Source organism: Staphylococcus sp. NRL 16/872 (genome assembly GCF_022815905.2).
Lineage (GTDB): Bacteria > Bacillota > Bacilli > Staphylococcales > Staphylococcaceae > Staphylococcus.
Genome location: NZ_CP119327.1, coordinates 1,586,011 through 1,605,371 on the forward strand (window position 1 = coordinate 1,586,011; position 19,361 = coordinate 1,605,371).

17 protein-coding genes are annotated in these 19,361 nt (G+C 33.7%); all 17 read right to left on the reverse strand.

Features of this window, described 5'->3' with window-relative positions; translation table 11 throughout:
* Nucleotides 1-3: 3 nt before the first annotated feature.
* Nucleotides 4-321 carry a YlxQ family RNA-binding protein gene (locus tag MT340_RS07920; protein WP_103296961.1) on the reverse strand — a complete coding sequence of 106 codons (318 nt, stop codon included), beginning with the start codon at nt 319-321 and terminating at the stop codon, nt 4-6.
* Nucleotides 318-602 carry an RNase P modulator RnpM gene (rnpM, locus tag MT340_RS07925; protein ID WP_126566645.1) on the reverse strand — a complete coding sequence of 95 codons (285 nt, stop codon included), beginning with the start codon at nt 600-602 and terminating at the stop codon, nt 318-320. The genes MT340_RS07920 and rnpM overlap by 4 nt, the downstream gene beginning before the upstream one ends.
* 27 nt (nt 603-629) lie before the next feature.
* Nucleotides 630-1,913 (reverse strand): transcription termination factor NusA, encoded by a 1,284-nt coding sequence (nusA, locus tag MT340_RS07930; protein ID WP_243589487.1) that lies wholly within the window; start codon nt 1,911-1,913, stop codon nt 630-632.
* Between the two features lie 20 nt (nt 1,914-1,933).
* On the reverse strand, nt 1,934-2,401 hold the full coding sequence (gene rimP / locus MT340_RS07935; RefSeq protein ID WP_243589488.1) for a ribosome maturation factor RimP: 468 nt from the start codon (nt 2,399-2,401) through the stop codon (nt 1,934-1,936).
* A gap of 165 nt (nt 2,402-2,566) precedes the next feature.
* The gene (locus tag MT340_RS07940) at nt 2,567-6,877 is read right to left on the reverse strand and encodes a PolC-type DNA polymerase III (protein ID WP_243603938.1); all 4,311 of its coding nucleotides are present in this window, start codon (nt 6,875-6,877) and stop codon (nt 2,567-2,569) included.
* Nucleotides 6,878-7,105: 228 nt separating this feature from the next.
* The gene (locus MT340_RS07945) at nt 7,106-8,806 is read right to left on the reverse strand and encodes a proline--tRNA ligase (RefSeq protein WP_243589489.1); all 1,701 of its coding nucleotides are present in this window, start codon (nt 8,804-8,806) and stop codon (nt 7,106-7,108) included.
* A 17-nt stretch (nt 8,807-8,823) separates the two neighbouring features.
* Nucleotides 8,824-10,110, reverse strand: coding sequence for an RIP metalloprotease RseP (gene rseP, locus MT340_RS07950; RefSeq protein ID WP_243589490.1), 1,287 nt, complete (start codon nt 10,108-10,110; stop codon nt 8,824-8,826).
* Nucleotides 10,111-10,326: 216 nt separating this feature from the next.
* Entirely contained in the window at nt 10,327-11,109 is a 783-nt protein-coding gene (locus tag MT340_RS07955) for a phosphatidate cytidylyltransferase (protein ID WP_243589491.1), read from the reverse strand.
* A gap of 3 nt (nt 11,110-11,112) precedes the next feature.
* Entirely contained in the window at nt 11,113-11,883 is a 771-nt protein-coding gene (locus MT340_RS07960) for an undecaprenyl pyrophosphate synthase (protein ID WP_126566632.1), read from the reverse strand.
* A gap of 226 nt (nt 11,884-12,109) precedes the next feature.
* Nucleotides 12,110-12,664, reverse strand: a complete 555-nt coding sequence (frr, locus tag MT340_RS07965; RefSeq protein WP_243589492.1) for a ribosome recycling factor — start codon at nt 12,662-12,664, stop codon at nt 12,110-12,112.
* Between the two features lie 15 nt (nt 12,665-12,679).
* Nucleotides 12,680-13,402, reverse strand: coding sequence for a UMP kinase (gene pyrH, locus MT340_RS07970; RefSeq protein WP_103296946.1), 723 nt, complete (start codon nt 13,400-13,402; stop codon nt 12,680-12,682).
* 140 nt (nt 13,403-13,542) lie between these two features.
* Entirely contained in the window at nt 13,543-14,421 is an 879-nt protein-coding gene (gene tsf / locus MT340_RS07975) for a translation elongation factor Ts (protein WP_243589493.1), read from the reverse strand.
* A gap of 183 nt (nt 14,422-14,604) precedes the next feature.
* Nucleotides 14,605-15,393, reverse strand: a complete 789-nt coding sequence (gene rpsB / locus MT340_RS07980; RefSeq protein WP_103296943.1) for a 30S ribosomal protein S2 — start codon at nt 15,391-15,393, stop codon at nt 14,605-14,607.
* Nucleotides 15,394-15,657: 264 nt separating this feature from the next.
* Complete coding sequence (gene codY, locus MT340_RS07985) at nt 15,658-16,431, reverse strand: GTP-sensing pleiotropic transcriptional regulator CodY (RefSeq protein WP_243589494.1); 774 nt, start codon at nt 16,429-16,431, stop codon at nt 15,658-15,660.
* A 21-nt stretch (nt 16,432-16,452) separates the two neighbouring features.
* Nucleotides 16,453-17,856, reverse strand: a complete 1,404-nt coding sequence (hslU, locus tag MT340_RS07990) for an ATP-dependent protease ATPase subunit HslU (protein ID WP_243589495.1) — start codon at nt 17,854-17,856, stop codon at nt 16,453-16,455.
* A gap of 62 nt (nt 17,857-17,918) precedes the next feature.
* Nucleotides 17,919-18,464 carry an ATP-dependent protease subunit HslV gene (gene hslV / locus MT340_RS07995; RefSeq protein WP_243589496.1) on the reverse strand — a complete coding sequence of 182 codons (546 nt, stop codon included), beginning with the start codon at nt 18,462-18,464 and terminating at the stop codon, nt 17,919-17,921.
* Entirely contained in the window at nt 18,465-19,328 is an 864-nt protein-coding gene (gene xerC / locus MT340_RS08000; RefSeq protein WP_279390711.1) for a tyrosine recombinase XerC, read from the reverse strand. It lies immediately after the preceding gene.
* Nucleotides 19,329-19,361: the final 33 nt, after the last annotated feature.

Below are 19,361 nucleotides of genomic sequence, written 5' to 3' on the forward strand. Positions count from 1 at the left end.
TAATCACTCCTTACAATATTCATCAATCATAGACTTAAGCTTTTTAGCAAATCCTGAGTCAGTGACTCCAACATTTACACGTTCTGCTTTGCCTAAAGATTGGCCTAATTCTGCTCTCGTACCGAAAATTCTAAATGGAACATGATATGTTTCACATTTATTTTGTATGTTTTTTATAGAGTTTTCCGAAGCATCAGAAGCTAAAATAACCAATTTAACATTTTGTTTTTTAATTTCTGTTAGTAATACAGATTCTCCTGCTTTAACTTTTCTAGCTCTCATAGCTAACCCTAAAAAATTGAATATTTTTTCTTTGGTCATTTAGGAATCTCTTCTCTATAAATTAATCTGATAATTTCTTTGTAGACTGGGTCTAATTTTTCAGGATTTTCATTAAAATATCTCTCAAGTACGCCTTTTTGTTGAGCTTCTTCTACACTTTTAACATCTTTTGAAACATATGCGCCTCTTCCTTGCTGTTTCCCTGTACCATCAGCAAATATCTCGCCTTCTTTATTAATAACAACGCGAATCATTTCTTTTTTAGGACGCATTTCATTAGTAATAATACATTTGCGCATTGGAATTTTTTTCTTCTTCATTATTAATTACTCACCCCAATTTTGTGCTTAAACGTCTTTATTTTCTTTCTCGTCTTCTGTTTGCTCTACATCTTCAGGTGTTTCTTCTGTTTCTTCATTTTCAGAAGCTTCTTCACTTTCTTCATCAGAAGGTTCATCAATTTCAGCTGCTAACTCAGCAGTTGTTAAGTTAGATTCTTCTAAATTAACGTCATCGATTTCTACATCTTCATCGCCTGTCATAACGATTTCATCAGCTTGTTCTTCTGATTCGATAACAGGATAAATGCCCGCTTCACGTGCATCAGTTTCTGATTTAATATCAATCTTCCAACCAGTTAATTTAGCTGCTAAACGTGCGTTTTGACCTCTTTTACCGATAGCAAGAGATAATTGATAATCAGGAACAACTACGACTGTAGATTGGTTATCTTCATTAACAATTACTTCAAGTACTTGTGATGGGCTTAATGCATTACGCACGAACACTTTAGGATCTTCATTCCATTGAACGATGTCAATTTTTTCTCCACCAAGTTCTTCAACTACAGCTTCAACACGTGCACCTTTAGCGCCTACGCAAGCGCCTACTGCATCAATGTCAGGATTTTCAGAGTACACACTAATTTTAGAACGGTCTCCCGCTTCACGTGCTACTGATTTAACGATAACAGTTCCATCGTAGATTTCAGGCACTTCTTGCTCAAATAAACGTTTAAGTAAACCTGGATGGCTTCTAGATACATAAATTTGAGGACCTTTAGTTGTTTGTTCAACTTTGTTTACATACACTTTGATACGTTCGTTTGGAATGTAACTTTCATTTGGACTTCTTTCAGCTTCAGATAACACAGCTTCTATACGTCCTAAATTAACGTAGACATAACGGTGGTCAACACGGTCAATCACACCTGTTAAAATGTCTTCTTCTTTATCGATGAATTCTTTATAAAGAATTTCTCTTTCAGCATCTCTTAAACGTTGCATTACTGCTTGTTTAGCAGCTTGTGCGCCTACTCGACCGAAGTCTTTAGGAGTAACATCTTCTTCATAGATGTCACCGATTTCGTAAGCAGGATTTTTAACTAATGCTGTGCTTAAATCAACTTCATCACGGTCGTCAAATACTTCCTCAACGACTTCTTTACGTGCGATAACTTTGAAAGCACCTTCATCCATATTTAATTCTACACGTACGTTTCTAGCACTATCATAGTTCTTCTTATATGCTGTAATTAATGCTGCTTCAATAGCATCAATTAAAACTTCTCTTGGGATTTTCTTTTCTTTCTCTAAATATTCAGTTGCTAATAATAACTCATTACTTGCCACAATTATTCCTCCTCATCACGTTAAATCATTACTGCGTGACGTGCTTTTGCAATTTTATTTCTTGGGATTTCGATATTTTTAGTTCTAGCTTTTTCTTTAACTTCCATCGTAATTGCATCATCAGTTACTTCTTTTAAGATACCTAACCACTCTTTATCCCCTTCAATTGGAGCATATAATGACACAAATACCGGTTTATCAATTGCGTTTTGATAATCTTGTTCTTTTTTTATAGGGCGCTCAGCACCTGGTGAAGCGACATCTAAATAATACATTTCAGATATTGGATCTTTCTCATCCATGACTTCGCTTATCTTTTCAGAAGCAAGCGTACAATCATTTAAATCGACGCCACCTTCTTTATCGATAGAAATTCTTAAGAAATGATCTTTTCCTTCTTTAGCATACTCGATATCTACTAATTCAAAATTTAATTCGTCTAAAACAGGAGAAATGATAGTTTCTACTTCTTCAGTTATTTTACTCATACAGGCCTCCTTTTTTGGCAAATAGAAAAGAGCGGGTATATGCCCACTCTTTCTGCCTGAGTCTAATTTTTACACAGTGCAATTATATCACAAGTTCATTTATTAAACAAATTGAGCCTTGATGTTTTAACAGTATAACTTGAACTATCACTCGACTAACTGATTTTACATATCAAAGATAGATAACTGTGCTTTGTCTGGTAAGTCTGGTAAAGAACCTAAATCATCTAAATACTCAATGATTTTTTGTGATAAACCTGCTTTTTTATTTAAATCTTCTTTAGATAAGAAAGGACCATCTTCACGCGCTTCTACAATACGTTTCGCTACGTTCTCTCCTAATCCAGGAACAGCGATAAACGGTGGAATTAATGAGTCACCTTCAATAATAAAATCAAATGCCTGACTTTTCTCTAGACTAATAGGTTGCATACGGAAACCTCTATGTGCCATTTCATTCATAATTTCTAAAACAGTTAACACGTCTTTCTCTTTCTTACCTAAATCCATATAACGAGAATACATGTCTTTAACTGTATTTTTTATGCTTTCTTTATCTTTAATCATAGTGATTAAATCAAAGTCTGATGCACGAATGGTGAAATAAGCAGCATAGTAATATAAAGGATGATGAACTTTGAAATATGCAATACGTACAGCCATTAGGACGTATGCTGCAGCGTGGGCTTTAGGGAACATGTACTTAATTTTAAGACATGAGTCTAAATACCAATCTGGCACATCGTTTTCTTTCATAGCTTCAATCATTTCATCCGTTAACCCTTTACCTTTACGTACTGACTCCATTGTTTTAAAGGCCATAGATGGTTCTAGACCTGCATACATTAAATAAACCATAATGTCGTCACGACAACCAATTACACTTGATAAGTCACATATGCCAGAACGAATCAGTTCTTGTGCGTTACCTAACCATACGTCTGTACCATGAGATAATCCTGAAATTTGTACAAGCTCTGAGAATGTTGTAGGTTTTGTATCTTCTAACATTTGGCGAACAAATCCTGTACCAAATTCAGGCACGCCAAATGTTCCTGTTTTACATAATATTTCTTCTTCAGTCACTCCCAGAGATTGAGGACTACTAAAAATTTGCATTGTTTCTTTATCATCGACTGGTATCGTTTTAGGATCTATACCTGATAAATCTTGTAGCATACGAATCATAGTTGGATCATCGTGTCCAAGTATATCAAGCTTTAATACATTGTCATGAATAGAATGGAAATCAAAGTGCGTTGTCATCCATGCAGCACTTTGATCATCTGCTGGGAATTGAATAGGCGTAAAATCATAAATATCCATATAATCAGGTACTACGATAATACCGCCAGGGTGCTGACCAGTCGTACGTTTAACACCGGTACATCCTTTAACTAGACGATCCACTTCAGCGCCACGTTTATGAATACCTTGATCATTTAAATAACCTTTTACATAACCAAAGGCAGTCTTTTCAGCAACCGTACCAATTGTTCCAGCACGGAATACTTTATCTTCACCGAATAATACTTTCGTATAGTTATGCGCGTTAGGTTGATATTCACCACTAAAGTTTAAGTCAATATCGGGTACTTTATCCCCTTTGAATCCTAAGAACGTTTCGAACGGAATATCTTGTCCTTCTTTAATTAAATCCGCACCACATGTATCACATTTCTTATCAGGTAAGTCGAAACCAGAACCTACTGACCCATCATCGAAGAACTCACTTGTCTTACAGTTCGGACAAATGTAATGTGGTGGCAATGGATTAACTTCTGTAATTTCAGTCATTGTCGCTACGAAACTTGAACCTACAGAACCACGAGACCCTACAAGATAGCCATCGTCTAATGATTTTTTAACTAAACGTTGAGAAATTAGATAGATTACAGAGAAACCATTCCCGATAATACTTGCTAATTCTTTTTCTAATCGATCAATAACAATTTGTGGTAAATCTTCCCCATAAATTTTTCTTGCATTGGCATAACTTAATTCTCGTATTTCTTCGTTAGCGCCTTCCATACGTGGCGTGAACAGTTTATCTTTAATCGGAATGACTTTATCTATACGGTCTGCTAATTCATTCGTGTTTTTAACAACAATTTCATAGGCTTTTTCTTCTCCTAAGAAATGAAATTCATCTAACATTTCATCTGTCGTTCTAAAATGAGCCTCTGGTAACGTTGAACGATTTAATGGATTACCCGGTTGAGAAGCAATCAAAATTTTACGTGCAATAGCATCATGTTCGTATAAATAATGCGCATTACCAGTTGCTAGCACAGGAATACCAGTGCTCTCACCAGCTTTTAAAATACGGTCATAAATTTCATATAACGTTTCAGTATCTCTAATTAACTCACGATCAATTAAATCTTGATAAAGTTTTGGTGGTTGTACTTCGATGAAATCATAGTACTTCGCGATTTTTTCAACTTCTGCTTGATCTCGTTGCATTACTGCTGTGAACAGTTCACCCTCATCACAAGCCGTACCCACTAAGATGCCTTCACGATATTCATTTAATAATGAACGCGGAATTCTTGGTGTGCGGTAATAATATTTAACTAACGATGCACTTACAATCTTGAAGAGATTTTTGAGCCCTTCTTGCGTTTGCACAATTAGAGTAACATGTGTAGGACGCGCACGTTTATATGCATCTTCATTAGTTAATTTTTTATTGATATCTTTATGGTTTGTAACGCCCAACTCTTTCATTTGTTGCACCATTTTTATGAAAATGTAGGCCGTTGCCTCAGTATCATAAATGGCTCTGTGGTGTTGTGTAAGTTCTACGCCATATTTTTTAGCTAAGAAGTTCAAACCATGTTTACCATATTCAGTATTAATTGTACGAGATAATTCAAGGGTATCAATAACACCATTTGTAGAAGGACCGAAACCAAGTCTTTCATATCCAGTATCAATAAAGCCCATATCGAATGAAGCATTATGCGCTACAAATATAGCGTCGCCAACCCATTCTTTAAATTCTGTCAGCACTTCTTCAATTTCTGGAGCATCTGTTAACATATCATCTGTGATATGCGTTAAGTTAATAATCGTTTCAGATAACTTCTCATGGGGATTACTAAAACGTTCAAATTTATCAATGATTTCTCCGTCTTTCACTTTAACAGCCGCAAGTTCAATAATTTGGTCATATTGGTTAGATAAACCTGTTGTCTCAACGTCAAAGACCACATAAGTTGCTTCTTTTAAATCTCTATCTGTTGGTTTATAAGCAATTGGTACACCATCATCTACAAGCATGCCTTCCATGCCATAAATCATTTTAATGCCATTTTTCTCAGCAGCACTATGTGCTTCTGGGAATGCTTGAACTACATTATGATCGGTCACGGCAATAGCTTTATGACCCCAATTTGCTGCCTGTGCGACATAAGAACTAATGTTAGGTATCCCGTCCATTTGGCTCATAGATGTGTGTAAATGGAATTCAACACGTTTCTCATCGGCTTTATCTTGTTTAGGTGTCTTTTTAATTTCTTCAATATCAGACATCATCATCACTAAGTCACGTACAAATGTATCTTCTTCAATACGTCCTTGTGCACGCACCCATTTACCTACACTTAATGCTTTAAAGTGATCTAAATCATCTTTATTTTTTCTAGTAAACATTTTTAATACTAGTGAATCTGTGTAGTCTGTCACTTTCAATTCTACGATGTGACGACCACTTTTTAGTTCTTTCAGATTAATATCAAAGATAACCCCTTCAATAGCTACTTTAAATTCTTCTTCAACAATCGATTCGATTGGTTTAATATTCTCAACTTGAATTGGTTTACCAATTTGACATTTATCGACGCTACTTTCGTTATTATCTTGTTGCTTCGCTTTTTCAGCTTTAATTTTTTCCATTTTTTCGGTTGCTTCTCTTGCGCTTTTTTCGTCTTCTTCTTGAATATGCGCCTCTAATGAAGCTAAATCTTCATCTGTATTTGACTCATCCGTTTCAAAAACAACTTTATCTATATCAAATCCACATTTTTGAAAAGCTTTAACCAAACTGCCATTACATACTTTGTCAAAATGATTTCTTTCGATATCGTTTGAAGTCATAATTTTTAAAACATTACCAGACATAATTAAGCGTTTCTGCTTTAATTGCCCTTTTACTTTAGGAGACAAAGCAGTATGTTCGATACAGTGACCAAAGTATTTGATCGCATGTTCATCTTGATTACTCGTATTTTGTATCGTGAAATGCCAATCTACTTTAGCGATTTCTTTAAATTCTTCGGTGATTGCATTGGTAAAGATTAAATAATCTTCATGTGAAAGAAAGTATGGCAATGTAATTTGAAATTCCCATGTTCTATTTTTATTTGATACATCAACGCGCGTTAATTCCCCATTTTCAAGAATTTCTTGATCAAGTTGATTTGAAATTTTGATTTGGTCAGCAAGCACTCTAAATTTTTCTTGATTCGTCATTGCCACGACAGATAACCACCTTATTTCTTACTTAAATTCATCACTGTTTATAGTGTTCCTAACTACCTTATATTTACAAACTTGATATCTATTATACTACTTCAATTATCATTTTTCATTCGTCCAGATTATTTCTTTATTTTTTGAAAATTAATTCTATATACATAATTAAAACGGTAAAAATGCCACAAACATTTTTACCGCTTTTAATGATACTTTTAAATAATCTTATAAGTTTTCATAAATTTTAGCTACGTGTGCTTCTAAATCATCAATATGCACATCTTCGCTTTCGCCAGTATGACGTACTTTTACTTCAACGATTCCTTCAGAAGCATTTTTACCTACCACTACACGAATAGGTAAACCGATTAAATCAGCATCGTTGAATTTAACACCTGCACGTTCTTGACGGTCATCGTATAGTACATCATATTTACCTTGAAACTGTGTATATAATTGGTTAGCTAATTCAAGTTGTTCTTCTTTTTTAGGGTTAATTGTAATTAAATGTAAATCAAATGGTGTCACTGATTTAGGCCAAATAATACCATTTTCATCATTATTTTGTTCTACAATCGCACTTAGTGTTCTAGAAACACCGATACCATAGCAACCCATGATTAATGGTTGTGCTTTACCTTGATTATCTAAGAATGTTGCATTCATCGCTTCTGAATATTTAGTACCAAGTTTAAATACTTGTCCTACTTCAATACCTTCAGCGAATTTAGCTTCACCCGAACCATCGCTTAGTTGTTCACCTTCTAAAATGAAACGGAAGTCTCCATATTCATCTACTTTGAAATCACGATCAACATTCGCATTTACATAGTGGTATCCATCTTCATTTGCACCTACCACAATGTTGTTTAAATCTTTCACATAATTATCAGCATAGATTTTGATTTCTCTATCATGAATAGGGCCTAATGAACCTGGGTTAGCGCCTAATAAGTTAACGATTTCATCTTGAGACGCCATTTCCACATTATCCGTACCAAAGAATGATTTCACTTTCACATCGTTTAATTCATGATGACCTCTTACTAGGAACATAATAAATTCGCCATCTACTTTGAAGATCATTGTTTTAACAATTTCGTCTACTGGACGATTTAAGAAGTCAGCTAATTCTTGGGCAGTTTTAACGTTTGGTGTTTCAATTTTACTTAATTCAGCCACGTCTGTATGTTTTTCATTAGGATGATAAACAACTTCTGCTTTTTCGATATTTGCTGCATAATCACTATTTTCACTATAAACGATTGTGTCTTCACCAATTTTACTTAACGCCATAAATTCATGAGTGTGGTTACCACCGATAGCACCTGAATCTGCTACAACTGGACGTGCATTGATTCCTGCACTTTTAAATATACGGCTATAAGCGTTATACATATCTTGATAAGTTTGATCTAATGATTCTTCATCTGCATGGAAAGAATAAGCATCTTTCATAATGAATTCTCTACCACGTAATAATCCAAAGCGTGGACGTTTCTCGTCACGGAATTTCGATTGAATTTGGAATAAAGTAATTGGTAAACGTTTATAAGATTTAAGTTCATCACGTACGATTGAAGTGACTACCTCTTCATGTGTTGGTCCTAAAGCAAATTCTCTACCATTTCGATCTTTTAAACGCATTAATTCAGGACCATATGCTCCCCAACGTCCTGATTCTTCCCATAACTCAGCTTGTTGAAGCGCAGGCATTAAGATTTCAACTGCGTCTATACTTTCCATTTCTTCACGAATAATTTTAGAAATATTATTTAATACGCGAGTTGCTAGTGGTAAATAGCTATATATACCACTTGTACTTTGTTTGATTAATCCTGCTTTTAATAATAATTGATGACTTAAAGCTTCTGCTTCTGCAGGAACTTCTCGCATCGTTGGTATGAATATTTTTGATTGTTTCATATCATTCTCCTCCTATATTATAAGAAATAGCGTTGTATATCGTTCCAAGTAACCAGTACCATGATAATTACTACAAATATTGCCCCAACAGCTATGATAGCTGTTTCTGCTTTTTTATTCACTGGTCTTCTGAAAATTGCTTCATAGATAACAAATAGAATTCTACCGCCATCAAGTGCTGGAATTGGTAATAAGTTCATTATACCTAAGTTTACACTTAATAATGCAGTATAGAATGTAAGCGCGATGACACCTTGTTTAACCACTGAATCGACATTATGATATATGCCAACTGGTCCATTTAACATGTCAAATGTGAAACCACCAGTGAAGATACTTGCTATCATCGTACCTACTGCTTTGAAAATGACTGTACTTGCATTAACAAAATCTTCAATACCAGCTGGAATAGGTTTTAACAATGAATGTTCATTTTTAGGTTGGAATCCTAATACATATTTTGTAACTGAATTCATTTTTGTTTGCTTAATGACTTGTTTTTTAGGTGTAATATCTAACGATTTAACCTTACCATCACGTTCAACTTTTAGCGTTGTCTTATGGTCTTTAATTTGGTCGGCAGCTTTTTGAATATCTTCAAAATTATCTACCTTATGACTACCTAATTGTATAATCTTATCGCCTGTTTTTAAACCAGCTTGTTGTGCTGGATAGTTATCCGCCAACTGCTTAACCGTTGTTGTAGGTGTTCCTTGATAATAAGCTAAGCCGATAAATAACACGATAGCAAGAAGAAAGTTAAATAATGGTCCTGCAAATAATGTTAAAAATTTGGGTAATGGTTTTTTATGAGTAAATTGACGATCTCTCGGCGCAATTTGAATTAAACTACCATTTTCAACAAAATAAGCTTTTTTAGCGATATTAAAGTGATGTCTTTCATTATCATAAGACGTAATACCTTCAATAAATAAGTCATCTTTAAAATCACATTGCTTTACTTCAATAGCTTCAATTTTTTGAAATTTATGTTGATCATCTAAAATAATATGTGTAATTTCATCTTGATCATTTAATTTTATTTTTACATTCATACCTGGTTCAACGGGTGGTTCTTCAAGACCATCCCCAGCCATTCTTACATAGCCTCCCACAGGTAATAAACGGATTGTATAAAGGGTTTCATCTTTGCGGAAACTAAAAATTTTCGGTCCCATACCAATCGCAAATTCTGGGCACATAATTCCTGCACGTTTAGCAAAGAACATATGACCATATTCATGTACCGTTACTAGTACACCAAATACGATAATAAATGAGACAATAGTGACTAAATAACTCACTCGCTACACCTCAACTAATTAAATTTGTCTACGTAGATTCTTTAGAATGTTGTAGATTATGTATGATTTTGTAATTTTTTTCAAGTAATATTATTATCTTTGAGAAAAGGAGTTAAGAATTACGTGATTGAATGCTTCAAATCAACAGTAAATTCAATAACTCCTCAATTATACCATTATTCATTTTTAAAAATTAAAAATTGTGTTAAGTTCTTGCTATATTTGTATTAATAAAATGTTGAGTAAAGGTAACACAAACATAAAGCTATCAAAGCGATCTAGTATACCACCATGTCCGGGTAAAATTCTGCCTGAATCTTTCACACCGAAATGACGTTTAAATCCTGATTCCACTAAATCTCCAAGTTGACCAAACATACTTAAAATTATTGTTACTAGTAATAATAACCAAATGTTTAAATGAAAATCAACGAAAAATAGCATAACTAATGGCACAATTAAGCTACAAATCAACCCACCAATAAAACCTTCAATGGTTTTATTAGGGCTGATGACAGGCCATAATTTATGTTTCCCCATTAAACGGCCAAATATATATGCGCCTGTATCAGTTAACCATACAACTAAAAATGCATAAAGTATATAATGCAAGCCATCTTCACGTGTAGCATAAAAGTACATAAAGCCAATGCCTACATACGCAACTGACATTAAGCAAAAAGCTGCATCCATAAAACTAAATCTATTCTTAGACAGTACAGTATAACTTAATAATATAAAGCTCATTGCGATTAAACTTTTTAATTGCACATCATTGACCCATTGGCCAGCATCTTGTGGCAACATGATAATAATTAATGCTAACGCACTAAAAATACCTGGAATAGAAAGCAATTTTATCATGTTCATATTCAATAGTTCTTTTAATGCAATTAAAGCCAACAAGTACGCAAATAACATTAAAATAGTTCCACCTTTTAATAAAATAGGTAGAAATACAATTAAAGCAATAATTGCGGTTAAAGTTCTAACTTTCATACGCTACTCCTTACTTAATCCTCCAAATCGTCTTTGACGAGATTGGTATATTTTTAAACATTTTTTAAATTCCTCAGCATCAAAATCTGGCCATAACTTCTCATTAAATATAAATTCACTATAAGAAGATTGCCAAATTAAAAAATTACTAATGCGTTGTTCACCAGAAGTGCGAATTAATAATTCAGGATCTGGGTAGGGATGCGTCATTAAATGTTTCGATATCATTGTTTCGTCGATGTCATTACTATCCTGACCATTATTTTGAAGCTCATCATAAATTGATTTCATACTTTGAACAATTTCAGCTCGTCCACCATAATTAATGGCAAATATTAATTTCAAACCTGTATTATCTTTTGTTTTCTCTTTTGCATATTCAATAGCATCAATGGTTGATTGAGGCACTGCCTCTAAAAAACCAATTGTTTCAATTTGTACATTTTTTTCTATTAGTTCTGGTAGAAAAGTTTTTAAAAAATTAACAGGTAAATTCATGATATAATTAACTTCATTTTCAGGTCTAGACCAATTTTCCGTTGAAAAAGCGTATAAAGTTAAGTATTTAATACCTAAGTTGCTTGCTTCACGCGTTACTTTTTTTATCGTTTGCATACCTTCATAATGACCTTTAATTCTAGGCATTTTACGCTTTTTAGCCCAACGTCCATTTCCGTCCATGATAATCGCTACATGTTCAGGTAAATTATGTAAATCTAAATCATCGTTATGAGTGATTTTAGTCTTATTTCTTTGTATTAGCTTTTTAAACATGGTCTTTCCTCCGAGCCTGATCATCTCTGTTATATTATATGAGTTATTTAAGAAATCATCTATCATTTTATCATACTCGATAATGGCATTGAATAAGCAAATTAAAAAACTGTACCAAAGTCTGAATTGGCACAGTTTAGACTAAAATGATTATTGTACTATCATAATTAATAATACGGTAAATTCACAATTTATATGAATAATTAAACGTTATTAATATTCTAAATTATACAGACATGATATCTTTTTCTTTATCTTCTACTAATTGATCAATTTCTTTAATAGAATTATCAGTCGCTTTTTGAACATCTTCAGTTTGGCTTCTTAAGTCATCTTCAGTAATATCGCCATTTTTTTCATCTTTTTTCAATTGATCGTTAATGTCACGGCGAATGTTACGGATTGAAACTTTAGCGTCTTCACCAATTTTCTTCACGTTTTTAACTAATTCTTTACGACGCTCTTCTGTTAATGCAGGCACAGTAATACGAATTACTTCACCGTCACTTGTTGGATTAACACCTAAGTTAGCAGCAATAATTGCTTTTTCGATATCAGCAACAGATGTTTTATCATATGGAGAGATAACTAACAAACGTGCTTCAGGCACATTAATGCTAGCTAATTGTTGTACAGGTGTTGGTGCACCATAATAATCAACAGTTACGCCATTTAATAAATTAGAGTTAGCTCTACCTGCACTGATGTTCGCTAATTCGCGTGATAAGTTTTCGATAGATTTGTTCATTCTAGCTTTAGTATCTTGGATAATATCACTCATGTTTTACACCTCAAATTATTTAGTAATTAAAGTACCGATTTTTTCTCCCATTACTGCACGTTTAATATTTCCTTCTTCCATGATTGAGAAGACATTTAGTGGAATATTATTGTCCATACAGAATGAAGAAGCAGTTGAATCCATAACTTGTAATCCTTCTTGTAACATTTGGATATGAGTTAAATGATCATATTTCACTGCATTTTTATCAACTTTAGGATCAGCTGAATATACGCCATCTACATTATTTTTACCCATTAAAATAACATCAGCTTCAACCTCTGCTGCACGTAATGCTGCAGTAGTATCTGTAGAGAAGTATGGGTTACCAATACCAGCCGCAAAAATAACCACACGTTTTTTCTCTAAGTGTCTAATTGCACGACGTCGGATGTAAGGTTCTGCAACTTGTTTCATTTCAATTGAAGTTAATACACGAGTGTCACAGTCTAATTGTTCAAGGCTATCTTGTAAAGCAAGTGCATTCATTACAGTTGCTAACATACCCATATAATCCGCTGTACCACGGTCCATACCTAAATCGCTACCAGTTTTACCTCTCCAGATATTGCCACCGCCAACAATTACAGCAATTTCACAATCCATTTTAGCTACTTCAGCTACTTGTTCAGCTACGCTTTTAATAATCATTGGATTAATTCCAAAGCCTTTATCTCCTGCAAGTGCCTCACCGCTAAGTTTTAAGACTACACGTTTATATTTAGAAGTTTGCGCCATTGTTTTTTCCTCTCTATTGTAAAAATATGTAATATATACAAGTAAAGAAGACACGAACGCGTCTTCTAAGATAAAGTAGGTACTTTATCTAATAGAAAAACTCAAAGGTGCCTTCTTTCTTGTTTAGTAATGTTGAAAGATTATTTCATTTGTCCTTTAACTTCGTCAGCAAAGTTTTCTTCACGTTTTTCCATACCTTCGCCTACTTCATAACGTACGAAGTCAACAAGTTTACCACCTTTAGATTTTAAGAAGGCTTCAACTGTTTGGTCTGGATCTTTAACGAAGTTTTGATCAACTGCACAAATTTCTTGAAGATATTTACGTAAACGTCCTTCAACCATTTTTTCAACGATATTTTCAGGTTTACCTTCATTTAATGCTTGTTGTTTTAATACTTCTTTTTCGTGGCTGATTTCTTCTTCACTTACTTGATCAGATGAAACATATTTAGGGTTGATTGCTGCGATGTGCATTGCAACGTCTTTAGCTGCTTCTTCATCAGTTGTACCTTCAACAACAGTTAACACACCAATACGTCCACCCATGTGTAAGTATGCACCGAATGCATCGTTGTCTGATTTAGTTCTGATAGCAAAACGGCGAATACTTAATTTTTCACCGATAGTTGAGATAGCTTCTTTCATTCTTTCATCAACTGTTTGACCACTTGATAATTTAGTTTCTAATAAAGCTTCAACTGTTTCAGCTTTGCTTTCAAGAACTTGGTTAGCAATTTCTTTTACTAATTCTTGGAAACCTTCATTACGAGCAACGAAGTCTGTTTCAGAGTTGATTTCAACGATTGCAGCTTCATTACCTTTTACTTCAACGTGTACTAAACCTTCTGCTGCGATACGGTCAGCTTTTTTAGCTGCTTTAGCGATACCTTTTTCACGTAAGTAATCAATCGCTTTATCGATGTCACCATCAGTTTCAGTTAGCGCTTTTTTACAATCCATCATACCAGCGCCAGTTCTTTCACGTAATTCTTTTACAAGTTTTGCTGAAATTGCCATTAATTATTCCTCCAATATGTCTAATTGTAATAATAGATGATAATTAAATATTACCATTAAAGGTACTCTAATTTCCAATACTCTATTATTATTTCATGAATATTTTTTTAAGATGTTGATTTCGTTTTATATTTGAAAAAAGGGCGATAAGCATTACATCTTATCACCCATTTAAACTATATCTTAGTTTGATTCAACAGTAGTATTTTCTTCAGTTGATTCTGCTTCTTGAGATTGTTCTTTTTCATCTAAATCGATGTTTTGTTCTGCAGCTACTTCATCGTTAGAAATACCTTGTTGACCTTCTAAGACAGCGTCTGCCATTTTACCAGTTAATAATTTAACGGCACGGATAGCATCATCGTTCGCTGGGATAACGTAATCAATTTCATCTGGATCACAGTTAGTGTCAACAATACCAACGATTGGGATATTTAATTTACGTGCTTCAGCAATTGCGTTGCGCTCTTTACGAGGGTCAACAACGAATAATGCTTGAGGCATAGATTTCATATCACGAATACCGCCTAAGAATTTGATTAAACGGTCATATTCTTTTTTAAGTTCAACAACTTCTTTTTTAGGTAATACTTCGAATAAACCGTCTTCTTCCATTTTTTCGATTTCAGAAATACGTTTAATACGTTTAGAAATTGTTTTGTAGTTAGTTAAAATTCCGCCTAACCATCTTTGGTTAACGTAGAATTGTCCAGCACGTTCAGCTTCAGCTTTAACTGATTCTTGTGCTTGTTTTTTAGTACCTACGAATAAGACTTTACCGCCATCTTCTGATACTTGTTTTAAGAAATTGTAAGCTTCTTCAACTTTTTTCACTGTTTTTTGTAAGTCAATGATATAGATACCATTTCTTTCAGTGAAGATATATTTTTTCATTTTTGGGTTCCAACGGCGTGTTTGGTGACCGAAGTGAACACCGGCTTCTAGTAATTGTTTCATTGAAATTACTGCCATTTTAAATTCCTCCTATTGGTTATTTACCTCCATAATAAACTAATGTAAAGACAATTCTTGGAATTGCACCCTTTGCATATACATTTATTATGTGTGTATTGGCTTTATAGCCGTCAATAATAATAACATAATTTTTTTTCTAGTGCAACGATTGATTTGATATCATTTGTTTTTCTTAAAAATAAAAACGAGCCTTCAAGTCATCTTATCCAAAGGATGAACTTAGCTCGTTTCTATTAATTAAGTTTGGAAAATGATTAACAACTATTTATTGCGTTCTAATTCGTCTAAGAATTTTTCTTTCTTAACTTTAATAAACGTACCTTTCATACCTAACGATCGAGATTCAATTACGCCTGCACTTTCTAATTTACGTAAAGCATTTACGATTACTGAACGAGTGATACCTACTCTATCGGCAACTTTAGATGCAATTAATAATCCTTCATTACCACCTAATTCTTCAAAGATGTGTTCAATCGCTTCTTTTTCAGAATAAGAAAGAGAATTAATCGCCATTGTGATAGCTGCTTTATCTCGTGCTTCTTTTTCTACTTCGTTGTGTTTTTCACGAAGAATTTCCATACCGATAACCGTAGCTGCATATTCACCTAAAACTAAATCATTTTCATTGAAGTCATCTTCTATACGTCCCAACACTAATGTTCCTAGACGTTCTCCTCCACCTAAAATTGGAAAAACAGTCGTACGGCTATTAATGAAAGCCTCTTTATCTTCAGGTGGGAAAACAGTTAATTCATTGTCAATTTTGATATTAGATTCTGTTTGTTTAACATCCATTAATAATTCAGTGTATTCGCTTGGAATATGTTTGCTTTCTAACATATCGCTAATTCTTTCACTTTTTAAAAGTTCATTTAAACTTGATCCTAAGATTTTTCCTCTACGTGACACAATAAACACGTTTGTCACTGTTACGTTACTAATTGTTTGCGCAACATCTTTAAAGTCTACAGCTATACCTTTATGTTTTTGTAATAACGTATTTAATTCTCTCGTTTTAGATAATAAGCTCATAAAATTTCTCCTTTTTTTATATTATAAAATAAATGCACTTAAATCTTTATTAGTTGAAATAGATTTCAATTTGTCATCAACATATTGAGGTGTTATATCTACGACCGCATTCGGCATATTTGGTGCTTCATACGATAAGTCTTCAAGCATTTTTTCTAAAATAGTGTGTAAACGACGCGCACCGATGTTGTCAGTGTCTTGGTTTACTTGATAGGCCATTTCTGCTAAGCGAGTAATTGCCTCTTCAGAGAAGTTCACTGTTACATCCTCAGTTTTCAGTAAAGCTTCATATTGTTTAATCAGTGATAATTTTGGTTCTGTTAAAATTCTGATGAAGTCATCTACTGTTAAGCTTTCGAGTTCCACTCTAATTGGGAAACGACCTTGCAATTCAGGAATTAAGTCACTAGGTTTTGAAACATGAAATGCGCCAGCCCCTATAAATAGCATATGTTCAGTATTTACAGTACCATATTTCGTTTGTATCATGCTACCTTCGAGGATTGGTAGAATATCACGTTGAACACCTTGTCTTGATACATCTTGACCACTATTTGAATTATTAGTCGCAACTTTATCAATTTCATCTATAAAGATGATACCCATTTGTTCGGCTAGTTCTATCGCTTCCTGATTTGCTGTTTCTTGGTCAATTAATTCATCAGCAAAATCATCTATTAAAATTTTACGTGCTGTTTTTACTGGAACCACACGTTCTACTTTACGTTTAGGCATAAGTTGATTCATCATATCTTGCATTTGCTGATTTTGGTTTGTTCCTAACATGCCTAATGCGCCAGGATCTTGTTCAACTTTAATTCTAACTTTTTCTTCTTCAAGTTTACCGTCTAGCAGTTGTTTTCTAATTTCTGAGCGTTTCGTTTTAATTTCTTCAGTAGGTGCTTCTTCTTCCTCATCGTTATTATTACCAAAGTTTGGAAGTGTGCCTCCTAGAAGTGACTCGAGTGGATTATTATTTTGTGACGCTTTTTTCTTCATACTAGGAACTAAAAGTTTCACTAATTTTTCATTTGCTTTTTCAGTAGCTTCATCTTTAACTAAAGCTTTTTTCTGATCCTTCACTAATCTTACTGCGACATCTACTAAGTCTCTTACCATACTCTCAACATCGCGACCTACATAACCTACTTCAGTAAATTTAGTAGCTTCCACTTTAATAAATGGGGCTCCTACAATTTTAGCCATTCGACGTGCGATTTCTGTTTTACCTACACCCGTTGGACCAATCATTAAAATGTTTTTAGGGGCGATTTCTTGTTTAGTTTCATCGTCAAGAAGGCTTCTTCTATATCTATTTCTTAAAGCAATTGCGACTTTACGTTTCGCATCATCTTGACCAACAATATATTCATCTAATTTAGATACGATATCTTTAGGTGTAAGTTTTATACCGTTTGCATCCATTAATTATTACCTCCAACTAAATGTATGTTCATATATATTCATTCCCAATTACTATTAAATTATTATAAAGTTTCTACAATAATATTATCGTTTGTAAACACACAAATATCAGAAGCTACTTTTAAACTTTCATAAGCCATTTCTTTTGCTGACATATGTGTTGCATGACGTTTCAATGCTCTACCAGCACTTAATGCATAGTTACCACCAGAACCAATGGCGATTAAATCATCATCTGGTGCAATAACTTCTCCTGTTCCACTAACAACTAATATAGCATCTTTATTCATAACAATAAGCATTGCCTCAAGTTGACGTAGCTGTTTATCCCCACGCCATTCTTGAGCGAGTTCAACAGCTGCACGCTCTAAATTACCACTGAATTGTTGTAGTTTAGTTTCAAACTTTTCAAATAAAGTAAACGCATCAGCAACACTTCCTGCAAATCCAGCTAATACCTTACCTTCATACAAGCGTCTAACTTTACGGGCAGTTTGTTTCATAATGACTTGTTCACCAAGTGTAACTTGGCCGTCTCCTGCCATCGCTGCTTCTCCATTATGTCTAACTGCATAAATAGTTGTAGCATGTAATGATGTCTTACTCATTTATTTACTCTCCTTTTTTGCTCGAGGATGTGCGTTTAAATATACCTTACGTAATTGTTGATTTGATACATGTGTATACTTTCCAGTTGTAGAAAGATTTACATGACCCAACAAAGATTGTACCGTTCTTAAATCAGCCCCTTGATTTAATAAATGCGTAGCAAACGTATGTCTTAATTTGTGTGGATGTATCTCAGTTACACCTGCAGTACGCTTAACTACATCATTGAGTACATGACGAATTCCTCTAACTGTAATAGGATCACCCTTCATATTCACAATCAAATAGGGATGTGATTTGTGTTGAACAGGTTTAAATTCATTTAAATATTGTTCAATACTTTGTCGACAAAATTCTCCAAATGGCACAAAGCGTTCTTTATTACCTTTGCCTAGTACTTTCACACCTGGTAATGACATATCTATATCTGTAAGTTTAATATTTACTAATTCTGAAACACGTATGCCGGTTGCATACAATAATTCTAAAATAACTCGATCTCTTAATCCTTTTTTAGCATCTTTAGTTACTGTCTTAAACAATGCATCCATCTCTTCTTCATAAAAGAATTGGGGTAAATATTGTTCTTTTTTGGGATGCACTAATTGAACAAAAGGATTAACGATTGAATTATCTTGGGTCATCCAAAATTCATAAAATGTTCTTAGCGTTGATATTTTTCTAGATACAGTCGTTCTTTTTAAATTTTGAGAATATAAAAAACTCAAATAATTTCTAGCGTCTTTATATTCAAATGTATTTAATTTTAACATTTCTTGATTTAGAAAACGGTTAAATTGCTCTAAATCATCATGATAAGATTTTAAGGTATGGTCGGAGAAATTTCTTTCAACTTTTAGCATATTTAAAAATATATTTTGGATTTCTTCCACTTA